The sequence below is a fragment of the Sphingopyxis sp. C-1 genome (assembly GCF_001047015.1).
Lineage (GTDB): Bacteria > Pseudomonadota > Alphaproteobacteria > Sphingomonadales > Sphingomonadaceae > Sphingopyxis.
Genome location: NZ_BBRO01000001.1, coordinates 1,586,343 through 1,601,865, shown reverse-complemented (window position 1 = coordinate 1,601,865; position 15,523 = coordinate 1,586,343). Strand labels below are relative to the sequence as shown.

Below are 15,523 nucleotides of genomic sequence, written 5' to 3'. Positions count from 1 at the left end.
TTGCGCTCGATCCGCTCAAACCGCGCCGTCGTCGGCATCGCGCTGGCGCGACGCGCCTTCGGACCGCTTGATGAAGCTGATCTTGCCCTGCGGCTCGAGGATCGCCCATTCCACGTCGGAAATGTGGGCAATGCCCGCGAGCCGCATCTCGGACTCGATCTCGTCGGCGGTAAGCCGGTCGCGGTGAAGATTGTCGCGGATGATCTCGCCCTGCTTCACCACGACGCGCGGATGGCCTTCGAGCAGATTCTTGAGCCGCGGAAAGAGATAGGTCGCCCAGCTCAGGGTGAGCGCCCAGAAGGCGAAGGTCACAATCGCGAGCAACGCGCCGGTCAGGCTGAAATCATTATGGGTGACGCCCTGCTGGATGAGGTCGCCCATCACCACAAGCAGAACCAACTCGAAAGGCGTCATCTGCCCCAGTTCGCGTTTCCCCATGAGACGGAGGAGCGCATAGAGCAGGAAAAACATCGCACTCGCGCGAAGGACGATATCCATCAGGGCAGGACCTTGATCTCTAGCGGCATGCTGCCGAGCCCCTGCTCGCCGTCGAACAGCGCAATCTCGCCCTTGGTTCCTGCGAAGAGCGGCGGGTTGATCTGGCCATCGATCTTGACGACCAGCGTCTCGCCCGCGCGAAGCTCCCCATAGGAGAAACGATAGGCGCCGTCCTTGTAGCTTTCCTCGGCGGCGGCGGGGAGCATCGTGTTGATCGTCATGTCGGTCCAGAGCGACGGGGGGACCGCAAGCACCGCATCGGAAACATCGCGGATCGCCTCGACACGAATGCGGGTTTCGAAAAACTCGCCGTTGCGAATGACCGAGGGCGTCTTCACCTCGAGCCGCGCTGCTCCAAAATCCTCGACGCGCAGTGGACTAGGCTGGCCACCGACGAGGCCCGATAGCGCGACGGCGACGATGGCAGCGAGCAGGACGAAGGAAACGGGGCTCGCGTGGCGGTGCCAGCGCTGCCCGGAGATCATCTTCTGGCTGATTCCGTCCGGGCGACGGCTGTTCGCTGCAGCCGCGTCGCCGCCCGTCCCCTCGGGGCCCGCCGTCAAGCGAGGGGCTCCGGCCACGGCCGCGCGAGATAGGTACGAACCGCATCGGCGCGATCGCCGACTGCCGCGACCGCGATCAATATCTCGGACTGGCTGACGCCCAATATGCGCGCCCAGGCGAGCATCGCGTCGGGCGCGCTTCGATCGATGCGGTCAAATTCGAACTGTTGGTGGATCACGCCCGTCTCCCGTTGATGATGACGGGCGAACGCGTGCAGGGTACAAAAGTTGCGGTTCGGCGACGATCGCCGAAGGGCGTTCGCCGGCGTCAGGGCAATGGCCAAGCCTCGCCGTCATCACTCTTTGATGCGCGCCGCGAAACGCCGCGATGCGGCCAAAGTTGCGCACGGCGGCGAAGATAAATCTGGGCGATCGCAGGCAACTTTCGCCCGCGTCCAAGGGTTTCTCGGACCAGAACCCACAGCCAATGGAGAGTATCATGAGCGTCAAGGGACAAATCAAGGAAGCTGCCGGCTATGTGAAGGAAGAAGCCTTTGAAAACGGCGACAGCCCCGAGGCCAAGCGCAAGGCGCAGGAAGGCCGCGACCTTCGCAACGAAGGCCGCATCGAAGACGGCAAGCCGCCGAAGACGGGTACTCCCGGCACCGAAAACTAATCCTCCCGCCAAGTTGATGGCCCCCTTCGGGTCCGCGCATGCGGACCCTTTTTTTTTGCCCGGCGTCCCGAAGCAGCTGGCGGAGGAGAATTCGCATTGACCCAGAGCAAGTCGGCCGAACTTCTGCGCGCCCGGATCATTGTCGCAACATGACACCCCGCATAGCCTTTGTCGGAGCCGGCCCAACCACGCTCTACACGCTGCATGCGCTTCTCGCCCACCACCCCTCGCCCTTCCGTCTTGCCGTGTATGAAGCGCAGGCGTGCGCGGGCCGCGGAACGCCCTATCGGCCCGGCTGGAACGACCCCGCCATGCTGGCAAATATCGCCAGCATCGAAATCCCGCCGCTTGCCGAGACGCTGTGCGACTGGCTGATACGTCAGCCGCCGGAGCGCCTCGCCGATCTCGGCATCGATCCCGATGCGATCGGCGAACGGACCTTCTATCCGCGCGTCGCGCTCGGCGAATATTTCCGCGACCAGTTCGACGCCGTTATCGACATGGCGCGGGCGCGCGGTATCGAGCTCGAGCTGCGCACGCGGTGCCGCGTCGAGGACGCCGTCAGCACGTCCGGCGCGATGATACTCAAGGTTCGCACGAGGTCGGGCGAACTCGCCGACGAGGCTTTCGATCATGTCGTCCTCGCGACGGGCCACCAATGGCCCTCCGAGCCCGAGGTTCGGCCGGGCTATTTCCTCAGCCCCTGGCCCGCCTCGGCTCTGGCCACGGTACCGCCCTGCGATATCGGCATTCGCGGCAGCTCGCTTACGGCCATCGACGCCTGTATCGCGCTCGCCAACATCCATGGCTCGTTTGACGAAACCCGGGACGGCGAGACGCATTATCGTACGGCATCCGCCACCGATGCGTTCCACATGACGATGATGTCGAGGAAGGGCCTGCTCCCCGAAGCCGACTTCTATGCGCCGCTTCCCTATGAGCCGCTCGCCATCTGTACCGAGGAGGCGATCACGCGTCTCGTCGCGAGCGAAGAAGACGAGCTGCTCGATGCCGCTTTCGCACTGTTCAAGGCGGAGCTTGCCGCTGCCGATCCCCCTTACGCCGCGGGCATCGGCCTGGAGGAGCTCGACCTTGAGGGCTTCTGCGAAGCCTATTTTGCGCGGCGCGCAGCGAGCGATCCCTTTGTGTGGGCCGAGGCCAATCTCGCCGAAGCCCAGCACGACTATGCCGCAAGGCACACAGTCGCCTGGCGTTACGCGATCCTGCGCATGCACGAAACTCTCGCGCTTCTCGTGCCATATCTGGAGGGAACGGACTACCGCCGCTTCGTCCGTTACTTCAAGCCGGTGTTCGTCGACGATTATGCCACCGTTCCCCACAAATCGATCCGGCGGCTGATCGCGCTCCGCCGCGCCGGGAGGCTCGATGTCATGGCGATCGGCGACGATTACCGCATAGACACGAGCGGCGACGAGGCCGGCGCGTCCCTGATCCTGGGCGGCGAGCAGCGGCATTTTGAGGTGTTTATCGAGGCGATGGGCCAGCGCCCACTCGGCGCCGCAGCCTTTCCATTCCCCTCGCTGCGGCAACAGGGCATCGTGCGCGATGCAGCGCCTGGTGCCGGCAAGTCGGAGGCACGGGGCATCGCGATCGACGATGCCTTCCACCCGATTGCAGACGATATCCCGGAATCCCGCCTCTACTGCCTCAGCCTGCCCTTCCTGCTCGGCCGCCACCCTTTCATCCAGGGGATCACGAGTTCGCACGAAATGGGCATGGTGGTCGGAGAACAGCTTGCAGCCGCGATCGGCCAGGCGAATGCCGAGGAGAAGGCTGCGTGAAGCTCTTCGCCATTTATGTCGGCGGCGAGATGGCCGGCGCCAATATCGAGCTGCACGACATGCGCTTCGTCGCCGCGCCCACGATCACCGACACTTATGATGCGCTCCGCCGCCAATGGTGGGGCACGCCGGGCAGCCTCCATATCGACTGCTGGGCCGAGATCGATCACGCCGATGGCTATGACATCGTTTTGAAGACCGCGCCCTTCGAGGGTCCCGAACGGCTCTATTATGTCAATCTAGGCGGCTATGTCCGGGGCGAATTTCTCGAGCGCCACCGCAATCTTTTCATTGTGGCGGACACGCTCGCGCGCGCGAAGTCGCGCGCACTCGCATCGGTGCGGCAGTGGGTGCAGCCGCACCGCGACGAGATGTACGAGGCCGAGCAGGCTTTTGCGCTCGACGCGGTCGCCGCCGAAGCCCGGCTCCACATCCATCTCGTGCCCGCCCCGCGGCGCGAGCTCGCGATCACCTGCGAATATCGCCCGATCCGCGCGCCGCGCCGGCAAAGCCGGACCGCCGCGACCGGTCCCTGACCCAAGCCGCGAGGCGCAGCCCCCCTCCGCAACTCCCGCCTTCGCGGCGCATTGATGCAGATACAGACGCTCCAGACAAAAGGCTCCTCCCATGACCATGACGATCGAACAGCTTTCCGAGAAGATAAAGGATATCGATTTCGCGATGCTCGCGACGCACACGGCGGGCGGCGCCATCGGGTCGCGGCCGATGAGTAACAATCGCGAAGTCGATTATGACGGCGACGCCTGGTTCTTCACCGACGAGTCGTCCCTCATGGTCGCCGATATCGCGGCCAACCCGAACGTCAATCTGAGCTATCAGGGCAAATCGGGCCTGCTCGGCATGCGGCCCTTCTTCCTCGCCGTCGAGGGCCACGCAGAGCTCATCCGCGACAAGGCCGAATTCGCCGAACATTGGACGAAGGGCCTCGAACGCTGGTGGCCGGACGGCATCGAGACGCCAGGGATCGTCCTCATCAAGGTGTCGGGCACCCGCGCGCATTATTGGGACGGCGAGGATGAGGGCGAAGTTCAGCTCTGACAAGGAAAGACATCCCGCCACGGTTCCCGGTCGGTGAAGGACAAAGAGAAGCCAGCACCCCATCGGTCTGCCACTACCCTCTCCGATACCCGCGCCGCGAGAAAGCCGAGCTCCATGCCGAACGCTTCCGACAGCGACAATGCAAGCGCCGGAGAGGTTGCGCTCGATGGGGGCTGCGCTTGCGGCGCGGTTCGGTACCGCCTTGAGGAAAAGCCATATGATAGCGGCTGGTGTCACTGCCGTGTCTGTCAGCATGTCTCGGGGTCGGGCGGCATGGTCTTTACGACCGTCCATCTCCACCGGTACCACATCCTTGCGGGCGAAGAGCATATAGGACGCTTCGCATCGACCAGCTTCGGCACGCGCAGCTTCTGCCGGACGTGCGGCTCGCCGCTAACGATCCATGTGCGCCACCAGGCCGATGAGATCGATATTGCGGCGGGGACGCTGGACGATCCGGAAGAGATTGCGCCAGCTTTCCACCTTTATACCTCCGAGGCGCCGAGCTGGATGCCGATGATGGCGTTCCTTCCGCGCTACAAGGCGCTGCGACCGAAGACGCGGGGGCTCGACGAGGGGGTCACTGAGGCGGGCTGAGGCGTAAATGAAGACGGCGCCCAAAGAGCCGCACGTGGCAAAATCGCAACCGCTTTTGCAGCGGGGCGTTTCCAGGTCAGATCATGACGATTTCGAGTTCCGCCGCGTCGAACCGAAGCTCGATCCGCTACTGAAAGGACAAGACATGCGCATCCTCATCCTCGGTGCCGGCGCCGCACTTTTTCTCGCCGCTTGCGACAGCAAGCAGGAAGCTGCCGAGGACAGGATGGAACGTGCGGCCGAGACCAGCGCCACGGTCGCCGGCCCCCTCCCTGCGGCGCTCGGGCTCAGCGAGGCACAACTGCTCGACGCCGATATCGTCGGCGCGGACGGGAAGGATCTCGGAGACGTATCGCAGGTGCTGCGCGGCGCCGACGACAAGGTGGACCGTCTCCTCGTCGAGCTCGATGGCGTCGGTCCCGACCGCTATGTTCATGTACCGGTGCAGGGCCTCAAACCTATCGTACGCGGCGACGACACCGATCTTCAGACGAGCATGACCAAGGCCGACCTCGATGCGCTGCCCGAAGTGAAACTGCCAACCCCTTGAGATCGTGACGCGCGAGGCGCATCGACTGTGAACGGAGAAACCCTCCATCGGCGGATCGATGTCGGCGGAGTCGATATCTTTTACAGGGCGGCAGGACCGCCCGACGCTCCGGTCCTGCTGCTGCCGCATGGCTATCCCTGTTCGTCGTTCGAGTTTCGCAATCTCTTGCCGCGGCTTGGCGATCGGTGGAGGCTGCTCGCAGCCGATTATCCGGGCATGGGCTACAGCGATACGCCCGAGCATTTCGACTATAGCTTCGACGGCTATGCGCAGCTTCTCGACGGGTTCGTGCGTGCGCACGGCGTCGAGCGCTTTGTGCTCTATCTTCACGATTTCGGATCGCCGATCGGCGCGCGTCTCGCGATCATGCGGCCTGAACGCATCCTCGCGCAGATCATCCAGAATGGGGACATTCCCTATGAGGATGCGCTGGGCGACAAATATGCCGAGATAGAGAAGAGCTGGTCGCTTCCCGAACCCGAGATGCGCGCCGAGATCGGCAAGGCAATCAGCGAGGATGTTTTTCGGGAGGAGTTTCTGAACGACGTGCGGCCCGATCTCGTGCCGCGCATTCCGCCGGACCTCTGGAAACTGCACTGGTCGCTGATCAACCCGCGGCGCCGCGAAATCGCGATCGACCTTATCGGGGGCCTCAAGGCCAATCGCTCCTGGTTCAGCGCGCATCGACGCTATCTGCGCGAGCACCACCCGCCGACGCTCATCGTCTGGGGTCCGCAGGATTTCTACATGCCCGAGAAGTCTGCGCGCGCCTATTTGCGCGATCTCCCCGCGGCCGAGCTGCATCTGCTAGACGGCGGCCATTGGCTTCTCGAAACCAACCTCGACGAGGTTGTCCCGCTGATCAGGGACTTTCTCGATCGGACGCTGCGCTCAGAAGCGACGCCGAACCGCGTTCCCTTGCCTTGTCCCAGCGGCGCCAGCTGCCAGCAGCCTGAGCCGGGCCACCGCAACGATAAAGGGCGCCGGAACCGGCGCCCTTCACCCTGCCCTTAGGGAAGGCAGTCTTATTTCTTCTGGGTGTCGCCGACGCCGGTTTCGGACGGAGCGATCTCGCCATTGTCGTCCATCGCGTTGGCCTTTTCTTCGCCTTGCTCTTCGACGACATCGGCTTTCTGCTCCATCGCCTCTTTGGCGGGACCTTCGGGCATCGCGTCGGCCTGGTCGTCGATCGCCTCGGCCTTCGCTTCGGCCTGATCCTCGACCTTGTCGGCGGCGGGGCTCTGGCAGGCGCCGAGCGCGAGGGCCGAGGTTGCGGCGAGGGTTACAAACAGCTTTTTCATCGAGACTCTCCCTGTTGATGACTGCCCTGCTAACGCGGCGAAGCCCACAGGGTTCCGCAGGCCTGCGCTATGGGCATCGTCAGCGTCGCGCTGCCATGATCCGCGCGATCATGTCTTCATCGCGAAGCCGCCGCCAGCGGGCCTCGACGAAGCTGTGTACGCCGAACAGGAACAGCCCGGCGGCAACGAGCAGATAGAGCGGCGGATTGTCGGTGAGCGCCGAGAGCGCGTCGCCGAGGCCCTTGACCTCTCGGGCAGCGCCGAACCAGCCGCCGCGCACGAGCGAGGCGCCGATGACCGCGAACACGACCGCGCGCGCCGCAAGACCCGCCCGCCCGACGGGCACGGCCCATGCAGGTGCTGCCGCATCGAGATCCTTTGTAAATTCGGTGGTCCAGGCCTTGTCGGCCTGGTGCACAGCCGCCACGAGGAAGGCGGCGCCGACGAGCCCTAGGAGCAGGCCGCCGAGGGGCAGGTCGAGCAGCATGCCCGCCGCCTCTTTCTCGCGGCCGTCTTCGGCGCCGCCGCCCGAGGCAAGGCGAAGCGCCGCCCAGGCGAGAATGAAATGGGCGATGCCGCTCGCGGCATAGCCTATCCGCACAGCGACGCCCTTCGCACCGGTTCCCTTGTTTTCGCTATCGAGCGCCGCCCCGTACAGGCGATAGGCGCCGTAAAGCGCCAGACCCATCGCGAGAAGAGCAAGAAGGATCGAGCCAGCGGGCATATCGCGGACCGAGCGGAACACGGCTTGCGGACTGGCGTCGTCGGCCGACGAACCGGTGAGCGCTATCCATGCCAGCAGGCAATAGACGACGCCGCGCGCGAACCACCCCGTCCGCGCAAATGTCTCGAGCCGACGCAACCTGTTCATAATGCCTGTCCCCGAATGTTGACCCATCAGGCCAACGCCCGCTGCACCCGGCAGTTCCGCGCGGCTCTCACCCCGCCGCGGCTGCCCCCCCTCTCCCTTCCCGGCCACCCCGCGTCGCTCGCCGACACCCGTGCGCCCGATGCCGCCGTGACGAAGCTGCGCGGTTCAGCCGCAGCTTTTCGCAAAGGCGCCGGTCACGAAGTCGCGGCCGGTCCGCAGTCCGACCGGGTCGACGCTGTGCGCGACGCCGTAGGAGATATGCGTCTCGACCTCGACGCCGAGCCGCTTCAACTGGCTCTCGGACATGTGCAGCGCCGCGATCGGCACGACGGGGTCGGCCGTGCCGTGCACCAGCAGGACTGGCGGTTTCGACGGAACATGATGCGCGAGATCGGCCGTGCCCGCGAGCATGCCCGAATAGCCGACGATAGCGGCAACGGCGCGGGGGCGGCGAAGGCCGACCTGAAGCGCCATCATCGTGCCCTGGCTGAAACCCACAAGGGCGAGATCGGCCTCGCTGAGGTCATATTGCGCGAGCTTGCGATCGATGAACGCGTCGATCGCCGGCGCTGCCGACGCAGCGCCTGCAGCCAACGCCGCCGGGGCGAAACCCGACAGCCCCCACCATTGGTAGCACCCGCCCATTATCGAACATCGCTGCGGTGCATGCGGCGCAAGAAACAGCGTGTCTGGCAAGGCCTCCTGCCACTGCGGCGCCAGCGAAATCATGTCGGAGCCGCTCGACCCGAAGCCGTGGAGCAGCAGCACGATGTTTTTGGGGGCGCCTCCGGAGCGAGGTTGCAGGCTGGCACCGTTCACGATCTTGGACAAACTTCTTCTCTCAGCTTCGGCAGCGCAGGGCGCGCCCCCGGGCGGCAAGGATTGCAACGCTGCATAGGTAGAAAGTCGGCCGCGCATGTCCAGCCCATGGAATGTACCGGACAGCTCCGCCGCAGCGCAGCTCGGCATGAGCCAAGTGCTCCGCAACCAAGTGTAGGACCCGCCGGTTTGTCGATGACAGGCAGAACAGGAGGAGTCGGCAATGGCACGCAAATCAGAGGCCGGAAAGGTCGGAGAAACCGCGTCCGAGAAGCGCGGAAAACAGACGGCGGCAAGGAAACTGCGGAAGGAGGTCGGCGAGACGAAGACGATCCGCACGCCGCCGAAAGACCGGGAATCCGATCTCGACCGCGCGCCGAAATGGGAGCCGCGTTATGCCGGTTCCGACCGGCTCAAGGACAAGGTCGCGATCGTGACCGGCGGCGACAGCGGGATCGGGCGCGCGGTAGCCGTATTGTTCGCCCGCGAAGGTGCGGACATCGCCATCGTTTACAAGAGCAACGAGGCCGATGCCGAGGAAACGGCTTCGCTCGTAGGCGCCGAAGGGCGCACCGCGATCCTCGTCAAGGCCGACGTGGGTAAAACCAGCGCCGGAAAGACTATCGTCGACAAGGTCGTGAGCAAGCTGAAGCGCATCGATGTTCTCGTCAACAATGCGGGCGAACAGCATCCGGCGGACGATATTCGCGACATCAGCCCGGAGCAGCTGCAGCGCACATTCGCCACCAATATCTTCGGCATGTTCTATCTTGTGCAGGCTGCGCTGCCGCATCTCAAGAAAGGCGCGGCGATCATCAATTGCACGAGCGTGACAATGTATCAGGGGAGCGGTGGTCTGCTCGACTATAGTGCGACCAAGGGCGCCATTACCGCCTTCACGCGCTCGCTCAGCGAGAGTCTGATCGAGAAGGGCATCAGGGTGAATGCGGTCGCGCCCGGACCGATCTGGACCCCGCTCAATCCACGCGGCGGAGCGCCAGCCAAAAAAGTCGAAAGTTTTGGCGAGACGACGCCGATGAAGCGACCGGGAGAGCCCAACGAGGTCGCACCGAGCTTCCTCTTTCTTGCGTGCGACGACAGCAGCTACATGTCGGGCCAGGTGCTCCACCCGAACGGCGGAACGGTCGTCAACGGATAGACCGCGCCGAGCGGCAATCATATCTGGGCGCCGCCGCCGCTCGCAACGATTGTCACGCGGTGCCGCCACGGCCAGCGCGCTCGTGTCCGTCTTCGCAAGCGAGGTCTTGCATGCCACCGATTAGCGTCTTTAGCGGAACCCCAAGATGTTCCGTTGGTTGACCAAAGGGGGCCAGATAGGGAGAATTGTCATGCCCCGTGGGGACAAATCGAGCTACACCGACAAGCAAAAGCGCAAGGCCGGGCATATCGAAGAAAGTTATGAGAAGCGCGGCGTCGGCAAGAAGGAAGCGGAGAGCCGCGCATGGGCAACGGTGAACAAGGAGTCGGGCGGCGGCAACAAGTCGGGTTCCGGCCGTGGCCAGCCCGATACCCATGAAGCCTCGAGAAAAGGTGGTCGCAAAAGCGGTGCGGGCAAGAGCAGCGAAAAGCGATCGGCGGCTGCGAAAAAGGGTTGGGAAACGCGCCGACGAAATACCAAGGGGTAGATGCGGCGCGGGTCGAGCTGCGGCCGAATATAGGGCTCCTACACGGGAGTTCCGGTCCAGGCAGCGCTGCCGTCACAATCATAAGATTTCAGCCGATCGACAAGGCTTCGGCGCTCCGCCGCTACCTCGCGCAGGAGGAGGATCGCGGCCTCCCGGTCGAGGCCGACAGGATCAAGACGGCCTTGATCGATCCTCGCGATGAGATCGGAGAGGAATTTCAGTTCTTGACCGGCCAGCATCAGAAATGTGTCGCTCTGGTTCATGCCTGTTCAACGCCCCGGCGCCCCGGCGGGCTGCATCAGGCGCAGGTAAAGTCCGACCGGCAAGCCTCCCCAACCTTCGTCGTTGAAGCATTCTTCTCGCCGACTTCGCAATCTTCCGGCGCGACAGGACACGGGGCCAAGCTCAATCCGGACCACCCATGCGAGGAATCGGTATAACCTGCGTTAATCAGACCGGGATTTCGGGCCTTTTCCCAGAAGCAGGGGCAACTCGCTCGCTTGCGCGGCGTTCGGTCGGACATGGTCCAGCCGGTCGCAAATTTCGAAAACGGCGGAGGGTCTCGGCGCGCCGCGACCGGGTCGAACTCGCGCCCATCCGCCCGATCCTGGAAGGTTGATCCTATGTCTGCGACGATCCAGCCCGTCATCCTTTGCGGCGGCGCGGGTACGCGGCTCTGGCCCGCTTCCCGCGGCGCGCGTGCCAAACAGTTTCTGGATATCATCGGAAAGGAGAGCCTGTTCGCCCGCACGCTCGATCGGGCAACCGGAGCCGGCTTTTCGGCGCCGCTCATCGTGTGCGGCGCCGAGCATGTCGCGATGGTGCGCGAGCAATCCCAGGGTCGCGACCTTCGGCTGATCGTCGAGCCCGCGGCGCGCAACACCGCTGCCGCCATCGCGCTCGCGGTCGCTTCCTCGGCCGATGACGTTCTGCTGCTCGTCATGCCGAGCGATCATGTCATCGCCGATGTAGCCGCATTCCGGGGCGCCATCGCCAAAGCCGCCGATCTGGCGCGCGACGACTGGCTGGTCACATTCGGCATCGCCCCCGATCGGCCCGACACGGGCTTCGGCTACATCGCCAGCGGCGCGCCGCTCGGCAACGCGGGATTTGCCGTCGCCCGCTTCGTCGAGAAGCCGCCGCTCGCCGATGCCGAAGCGATGCTTCGCGAGGGTGGCTACAGCTGGAACGCCGGCATCTTCCTCTTCCGGGCCGGTCGCATGCGCGAGGCGATGCTCGCGCATTGCCCGGCCATATATCGCGCGGCGGAAGCCGCGGTCGCCAATGCGCTGCACGATGGCGATGCCCTGCACGCGGCAAGCGCGCCGTTCGAACAGGCGCCCTCTGATTCGATCGACTATGCCGTGATGGAGAAAGACGCCCGCGTTGCGGTCGTCCCCGTGTCGATGGGCTGGTCGGACCTAGGCAGCTGGCAGGCGGTGCACGCGCTCGCAGGTGCCGACGCGGCCGGTAATGCTTGCAGCGACGATCTTTTCGCACACGACAGCCACAATTGCCTCGTCCGCGCGCCCGGAAAACGCGTGTCGCTCGTCGGCATGGACAATGTCGGCGTCATCGTCGACGGCGACGATATCCTCGTTATCGCGCTCGACCGATCGCAGGAAGTCCGCGCCGCAGCCAAGGCGCGCGCCTGAAGTCCATGCCGCGGCCGCTTTCCAAAGGGGTCAACGCAGCTGACTGTCCTTGCTTCCCCGGCGGTTGAAACCGGCCGGACGGCGTTCGGCGTCGCGAAGCGTCTGGCACCCGATGCAGGTACGGCTCGCAGGCAAGGCCTTTCGCCGCGCCTCCGGAATCCGCTCGCCGCAATCGTCGCAATAGTCCGCGCCCTTGCCGGACAGCAGCCGCAGGCGCGCCTCCTTGACGGCATCGCTCACCGTGTCGTCGATCTGCTCCTGAACGGCGCCGTCGCGCGCCCAGCCATTCGCCATGTTGAAGCTCCATGTTTCGGGGACGAAAATGGGAACGCATGGCGGGGCGGGCAAGTTGCCCCGCCACCGGGAACGATCGCGGCGCCGGATGGTCTTGAGTCCATGGCCAGAAAGACCGCCGCACCGAGCCCTGCAGACCGCGCCCCCTCTTCGAAGCGCGGCGAACGAAAGGCTGCGGCTCCCCCGCCCTTTCGTCCGGTCCAGCTGGCGACGCTCGTCGACCGCGTTCCCGCCGGCAGGGGCTGGGTTCACGAGATGAAATATGACGGCTACCGCCTGCTGATCGCGATCGGCGGCGGCGAGGCCCGCGCCTATACGCGCTCCGGTCTCGACTGGTCGGAGCGCTTCGCGCCGCTCCTCGCCGAGGCCGCAAAGCTGAAGGTAGACAGCGCGCTGATCGACGGTGAAGCGGTCGTGCTCGATGCTGAAGGCCGCTCAAGCTTCCAGTCACTGCAAAATGCCCTGAAGTCCGCGCCCGATAGCATCGACTATTTCGCGTTCGATCTGCTCGAGCTCGACGGCGAGGATCTGACCCCCCTCCCCCTCCTCGACCGCAAGGCGCATCTTGCCAAAATTCTTCCCAAGGCCTCCAGGCATATCCGCTTCTCGGACCATATCGAGGGCAGCGGCGAGGCATTGCTCGAGAGTTTCTGCGCCGCAGGTCTCGAAGGTGTCATCTCGAAGAAGGCCGACGCGCGCTATGTCGGCTCGCGCGCGGGAAGCTGGCTCAAGGCGAAGTGCATCAAGCGGCAGGAGTTCGTCATCGTCGGCTGGACACCCTCGGACACGTCGCGCGCGTTCCGCTCGCTCATGCTCGGCGTGCATGAGAAGGGCGCGCTGCGCTACGCGGGCAAGGTCGGGACCGGATTCGATACCGAGGAGCTCTTCCGCCTCCAGGCGATGATGAAGCCGCTCGAACGAAAGGAGCCGACGGTGAAGGCGCCCCGCACCGAGACGCGCGGCGCGCACTGGATCGAGCCGAAGCTCGTCGCCGAGATCGCTTTTACCGAGATGACAAACGAGGGCACGCTCCGCCACCCGAGCTATCTCGGACTTCGCGAAGACAAGAAGCCGGAGGCCGTGGTCGTAGAGAGCGAAGAAAAGGTTGCGGTGGCGACGAGCGTCTTCCCCGTTCCGATCAGCAACTCCGACCGCGTCATCTTTCCCGAGGCGGGGCTCACCAAGGGCGAGCTTGCAGAATATTATGCCGCACTCGCGCCGATCATGCTGCCGTGGGCGGGTTCGCGCCCGATCAGCCTCGTGCGCTGTCCGCAGGGCCGCGCCAAGAAATGCTTCTTCCAGAAACATGATGCCGGAAGCTTCGGCGATTCGGTGAAGCAGGTCGCGATCGAGGAGAAGGATGGCGACAACCAGCCCTATCTCTATATGGACACGCCCGAGGGCCTGATGACCTGCGTCCAGATGGGCACGATCGAATTCCATGGCTGGGGCGCGCGCATCGAGGATGTCGAGAAGGCCGATCGGCTCGTCTTCGATCTCGATCCCGACGTCGGTCTCGATTTCGAGGCGGTCCGCAGCGCCGCCTTCCAGTTCCGCGACATCCTGAAGCAGATGGGCCTCGAGACCTTCCCGATGCTCACCGGCGGCAAGGGCGTCCATGTGATCGCCCCGCTCGTGCCGCGCGCCGAATGGCCCGAGGTCAAGGACTTCGCGCACCGGCTCGCCCGCGCCGTCGCCCAGATGGATTCCGACCGCTTCACCGCCGCCCTCCCCAAGGCGCAGCGCAAGGGCCGGATCTTCGTCGATTATCTCCGCAACCAGCGCGGCGCGACTGCGGTGATGCCCTATTCGGCGCGGGCCCGCGAAGGCGCGCCGGTCGCCGCGCCCATCAGCTGGAAGGAAATGGAGACGATCGACAAGCCTTCGCATTTCCGCATCACCGACGCGAAGGAGCTTCTGAAGCGCGCGAGCCTCAAGGCGCTGCAAGGCTGGGGCCGCGCCGACCAGACGCTGCCCGACCTGTGAAGATCGCGACCTATAATGTGAACGGCATCGGCGGCCGCCTCGACATTCTGCTCGGCTGGCTCGCGCAGGCCGAGCCCGACATCGTTTGCCTGCAGGAATTGAAAGCCCCTCAGGAGAAATTCCCCGAGAAGGCGATCCGCGACGCGGGCTATGACGTGATCTGGCACGGCCAGAGCCGCTGGAACGGCGTCGCGATGCTGAGCCGCGTCGGCGAAATCCACGAAACGCGCCGCGGGCTCCCCGGCGATCCCGGCGACGAGCAGAGCCGCTATATCGAGGCCGCGGTCGGCGGCATCCTCGTCGCCGGCCTCTATCTTCCCAACGGCAATCCCTGGCCCGGTCCGAAATTCGATTACAAGATGCAGTGGATGGCGCGGCTCGACGCGCATCTGACAACGCTCTTCGACCTCGATGCCCCCGTCGTCATCTGCGGCGACTTCAACGTCATTCCCACCGACCTCGATGTGTACAAGCCCGAGAACTGGAAGAAGGACGCGCTCTTCGCGCCCGAAGCCAAAGACGCCTACCGGCGCATCCTCGACCAGGGCTGGACCGATGCGATCCGCCAATTGCATCCCGAGGAGCGCATCTACAGCTTCTGGGCCTATTGGCGGCGCTCGTTCGAACGCAATGCCGGCATCCGCATCGACCATCTGCTGCTGAACAAGCCCGCGGCGAAGCGGCTCGAGGCAGCCGGCGTCGACACCCGCCCGCGGGCGCTCGACAAGACGAGCGACCATGCGCCCGCCTGGATCGAACTTGGCGCGGGCTCCACAAAGCGAAAGCGCAAGGCGTCATGACGCGCACCATCGCCGGCTGGAAGCTGCCACCAGCCGAGCGCGACCAGCTGCTCGAACGGTTCGAACCGCGCTATGCCGAGCTGGTTGCCGACCATGTGACGCTCCGCTTCGGGACCGCCGAGGACACGCCCCTACCCGCCGCGCACGCGGGCGAGATCGTCGGCGAAGTCGACGACGGCGCGGGCGTCCAGGCGCTCGTCGTGCGCATCGGCGGCACCACCGATCGCGGCGACGGCAGCCATTATCATATCACCTGGTCGCTTGGGCCGGGCCGCGAGGCGAAGGAGAGCAACGACGTGCTCGCCGCAACGAAATGGCAGCGGGTGCATCCTCCGATCGCCATCGCGCTCGCGCCCGCGCGCTGGACCGTCTGACAAGCTCGGATCGGCAAGTCGCGGGCCGCGAAAACGGCAGGCGCGTTCGCGACTGCCCGGCCATTTCCAGCTCCCGCTTTCGATCCCGTTGC

General features: G+C 64.9%; 21 protein-coding genes. 13 read left to right on the top strand and 8 right to left on the bottom strand.

Going from position 1 to position 15,523, the window contains the following annotated elements; all coding sequences use genetic code 11:
- Window positions 1–15: 15 nt before the first annotated feature.
- The 3 genes from SC1_RS07350 to SC1_RS21815 are packed head-to-tail and all read right to left on the bottom strand — an operon-like array spanning window position 16 to window position 1,240.
- On the bottom strand, window positions 16–498 hold the full coding sequence (locus SC1_RS07350; protein ID WP_056350254.1) for a DUF421 domain-containing protein: 483 nt from the start codon (window positions 496–498) through the stop codon (window positions 16–18).
- Entirely contained in the window at window positions 498–1,061 is a 564-nt protein-coding gene (locus SC1_RS07345) for a hypothetical protein (RefSeq protein ID WP_062179509.1), read from the bottom strand. The genes SC1_RS07350 and SC1_RS07345 overlap by 1 nt, the downstream gene beginning before the upstream one ends.
- On the bottom strand, window positions 1,058–1,240 hold the full coding sequence (locus SC1_RS21815) for a DUF3606 domain-containing protein (RefSeq protein WP_152682330.1): 183 nt from the start codon (window positions 1,238–1,240) through the stop codon (window positions 1,058–1,060). Before SC1_RS21815 ends, SC1_RS07345 begins: the two co-directional genes overlap by 4 nt.
- A 260-nt stretch (window positions 1,241–1,500) precedes the next feature.
- Between SC1_RS21815 and SC1_RS22125 the strand changes: the two genes are divergently transcribed.
- From SC1_RS22125 to SC1_RS07310, 7 genes are all read left to right on the top strand, one after another.
- Window positions 1,501–1,677: a hypothetical protein gene (locus SC1_RS22125; protein WP_167346272.1), complete on the top strand. Its 177-nt coding sequence runs from the start codon at window positions 1,501–1,503 to the stop codon at window positions 1,675–1,677.
- Between the two features lie 149 nt (window positions 1,678–1,826).
- Complete coding sequence (locus SC1_RS07335) at window positions 1,827–3,479, top strand: FAD/NAD(P)-binding protein (RefSeq protein ID WP_062179503.1); 1,653 nt, start codon at window positions 1,827–1,829, stop codon at window positions 3,477–3,479.
- Entirely contained in the window at window positions 3,476–4,015 is a 540-nt protein-coding gene (locus SC1_RS07330) for a DUF1543 domain-containing protein (RefSeq protein WP_062179501.1), read from the top strand. The genes SC1_RS07335 and SC1_RS07330 overlap by 4 nt, the downstream gene beginning before the upstream one ends.
- Before the next feature lie 91 nt (window positions 4,016–4,106).
- Window positions 4,107–4,538 carry a pyridoxamine 5'-phosphate oxidase family protein gene (locus SC1_RS07325; RefSeq protein ID WP_062179498.1) on the top strand — a complete coding sequence of 144 codons (432 nt, stop codon included), beginning with the start codon at window positions 4,107–4,109 and terminating at the stop codon, window positions 4,536–4,538.
- A 114-nt stretch (window positions 4,539–4,652) separates the two neighbouring features.
- Window positions 4,653–5,135 carry a GFA family protein gene (locus SC1_RS07320; protein WP_083435734.1) on the top strand — a complete coding sequence of 161 codons (483 nt, stop codon included), beginning with the start codon at window positions 4,653–4,655 and terminating at the stop codon, window positions 5,133–5,135.
- 7 nt (window positions 5,136–5,142) lie between these two features.
- Window positions 5,143–5,685, top strand: coding sequence for a PRC-barrel domain containing protein (locus tag SC1_RS07315; RefSeq protein WP_238586610.1), 543 nt, complete (start codon window positions 5,143–5,145; stop codon window positions 5,683–5,685).
- Between the two features lie 27 nt (window positions 5,686–5,712).
- Window positions 5,713–6,699 (top strand): alpha/beta fold hydrolase, encoded by a 987-nt coding sequence (locus tag SC1_RS07310; RefSeq protein ID WP_083435733.1) that lies wholly within the window; start codon window positions 5,713–5,715, stop codon window positions 6,697–6,699.
- An 11-nt stretch (window positions 6,700–6,710) separates the two neighbouring features.
- Here the strand turns inward: SC1_RS07310 and SC1_RS07305 are convergent, their stop codons facing one another.
- The 3 genes from SC1_RS07305 to SC1_RS07295 form a co-directional block, all read right to left on the bottom strand.
- On the bottom strand, window positions 6,711–6,986 hold the full coding sequence (locus tag SC1_RS07305; protein ID WP_054727924.1) for a hypothetical protein: 276 nt from the start codon (window positions 6,984–6,986) through the stop codon (window positions 6,711–6,713).
- A gap of 79 nt (window positions 6,987–7,065) precedes the next feature.
- Window positions 7,066–7,857 (bottom strand): DUF1206 domain-containing protein, encoded by a 792-nt coding sequence (locus SC1_RS07300; protein WP_193749128.1) that lies wholly within the window; start codon window positions 7,855–7,857, stop codon window positions 7,066–7,068.
- A 165-nt stretch (window positions 7,858–8,022) separates the two neighbouring features.
- A complete protein-coding gene (locus tag SC1_RS07295) occupies window positions 8,023–8,676 on the bottom strand; it encodes an alpha/beta hydrolase (protein ID WP_238586609.1) in 654 nt (217 codons plus the stop codon).
- 223 nt (window positions 8,677–8,899) lie between these two features.
- Here SC1_RS07295 and SC1_RS07290 point away from each other — a divergent pair, with 223 nt between their 5' ends.
- Window positions 8,900–9,835, top strand: a complete 936-nt coding sequence (locus SC1_RS07290) for an SDR family oxidoreductase (protein ID WP_083435731.1) — start codon at window positions 8,900–8,902, stop codon at window positions 9,833–9,835.
- 190 nt (window positions 9,836–10,025) lie between these two features.
- Window positions 10,026–10,322, top strand: a complete 297-nt coding sequence (locus tag SC1_RS07285; RefSeq protein ID WP_062179490.1) for a hypothetical protein — start codon at window positions 10,026–10,028, stop codon at window positions 10,320–10,322.
- 38 nt (window positions 10,323–10,360) lie between these two features.
- Here SC1_RS07285 and SC1_RS07280 read toward each other — a convergent pair whose 3' ends face one another.
- The gene (locus SC1_RS07280; RefSeq protein WP_062179486.1) at window positions 10,361–10,585 is read right to left on the bottom strand and encodes a hypothetical protein; all 225 of its coding nucleotides are present in this window, start codon (window positions 10,583–10,585) and stop codon (window positions 10,361–10,363) included.
- Between the two features lie 360 nt (window positions 10,586–10,945).
- Here SC1_RS07280 and SC1_RS07275 point away from each other — a divergent pair, with 360 nt between their 5' ends.
- Window positions 10,946–11,977, top strand: coding sequence for a mannose-1-phosphate guanylyltransferase (locus tag SC1_RS07275; RefSeq protein ID WP_062179483.1), 1,032 nt, complete (start codon window positions 10,946–10,948; stop codon window positions 11,975–11,977).
- Between the two features lie 30 nt (window positions 11,978–12,007).
- On the opposite strand, the gene SC1_RS07270 is transcribed toward SC1_RS07275, so the two are convergent.
- Window positions 12,008–12,271 (bottom strand): DksA/TraR family C4-type zinc finger protein, encoded by a 264-nt coding sequence (locus SC1_RS07270; RefSeq protein WP_056350231.1) that lies wholly within the window; start codon window positions 12,269–12,271, stop codon window positions 12,008–12,010.
- A 102-nt stretch (window positions 12,272–12,373) separates the two neighbouring features.
- On the opposite strand from SC1_RS07270, the gene ligD reads away from it, so the two are divergent.
- The 3 genes from ligD to SC1_RS07255 are packed head-to-tail and all read left to right on the top strand — an operon-like array spanning window position 12,374 to window position 15,431.
- Window positions 12,374–14,257 carry a DNA ligase D gene (gene ligD, locus SC1_RS07265; RefSeq protein WP_083435730.1) on the top strand — a complete coding sequence of 628 codons (1,884 nt, stop codon included), beginning with the start codon at window positions 12,374–12,376 and terminating at the stop codon, window positions 14,255–14,257.
- A complete protein-coding gene (xth, locus tag SC1_RS07260) occupies window positions 14,254–15,057 on the top strand; it encodes an exodeoxyribonuclease III (RefSeq protein WP_062179479.1) in 804 nt (267 codons plus the stop codon). Before ligD ends, xth begins: the two co-directional genes overlap by 4 nt.
- Entirely contained in the window at window positions 15,054–15,431 is a 378-nt protein-coding gene (locus SC1_RS07255; RefSeq protein WP_062179476.1) for a hypothetical protein, read from the top strand. The genes xth and SC1_RS07255 overlap by 4 nt, the downstream gene beginning before the upstream one ends.
- Window positions 15,432–15,523: the final 92 nt, after the last annotated feature.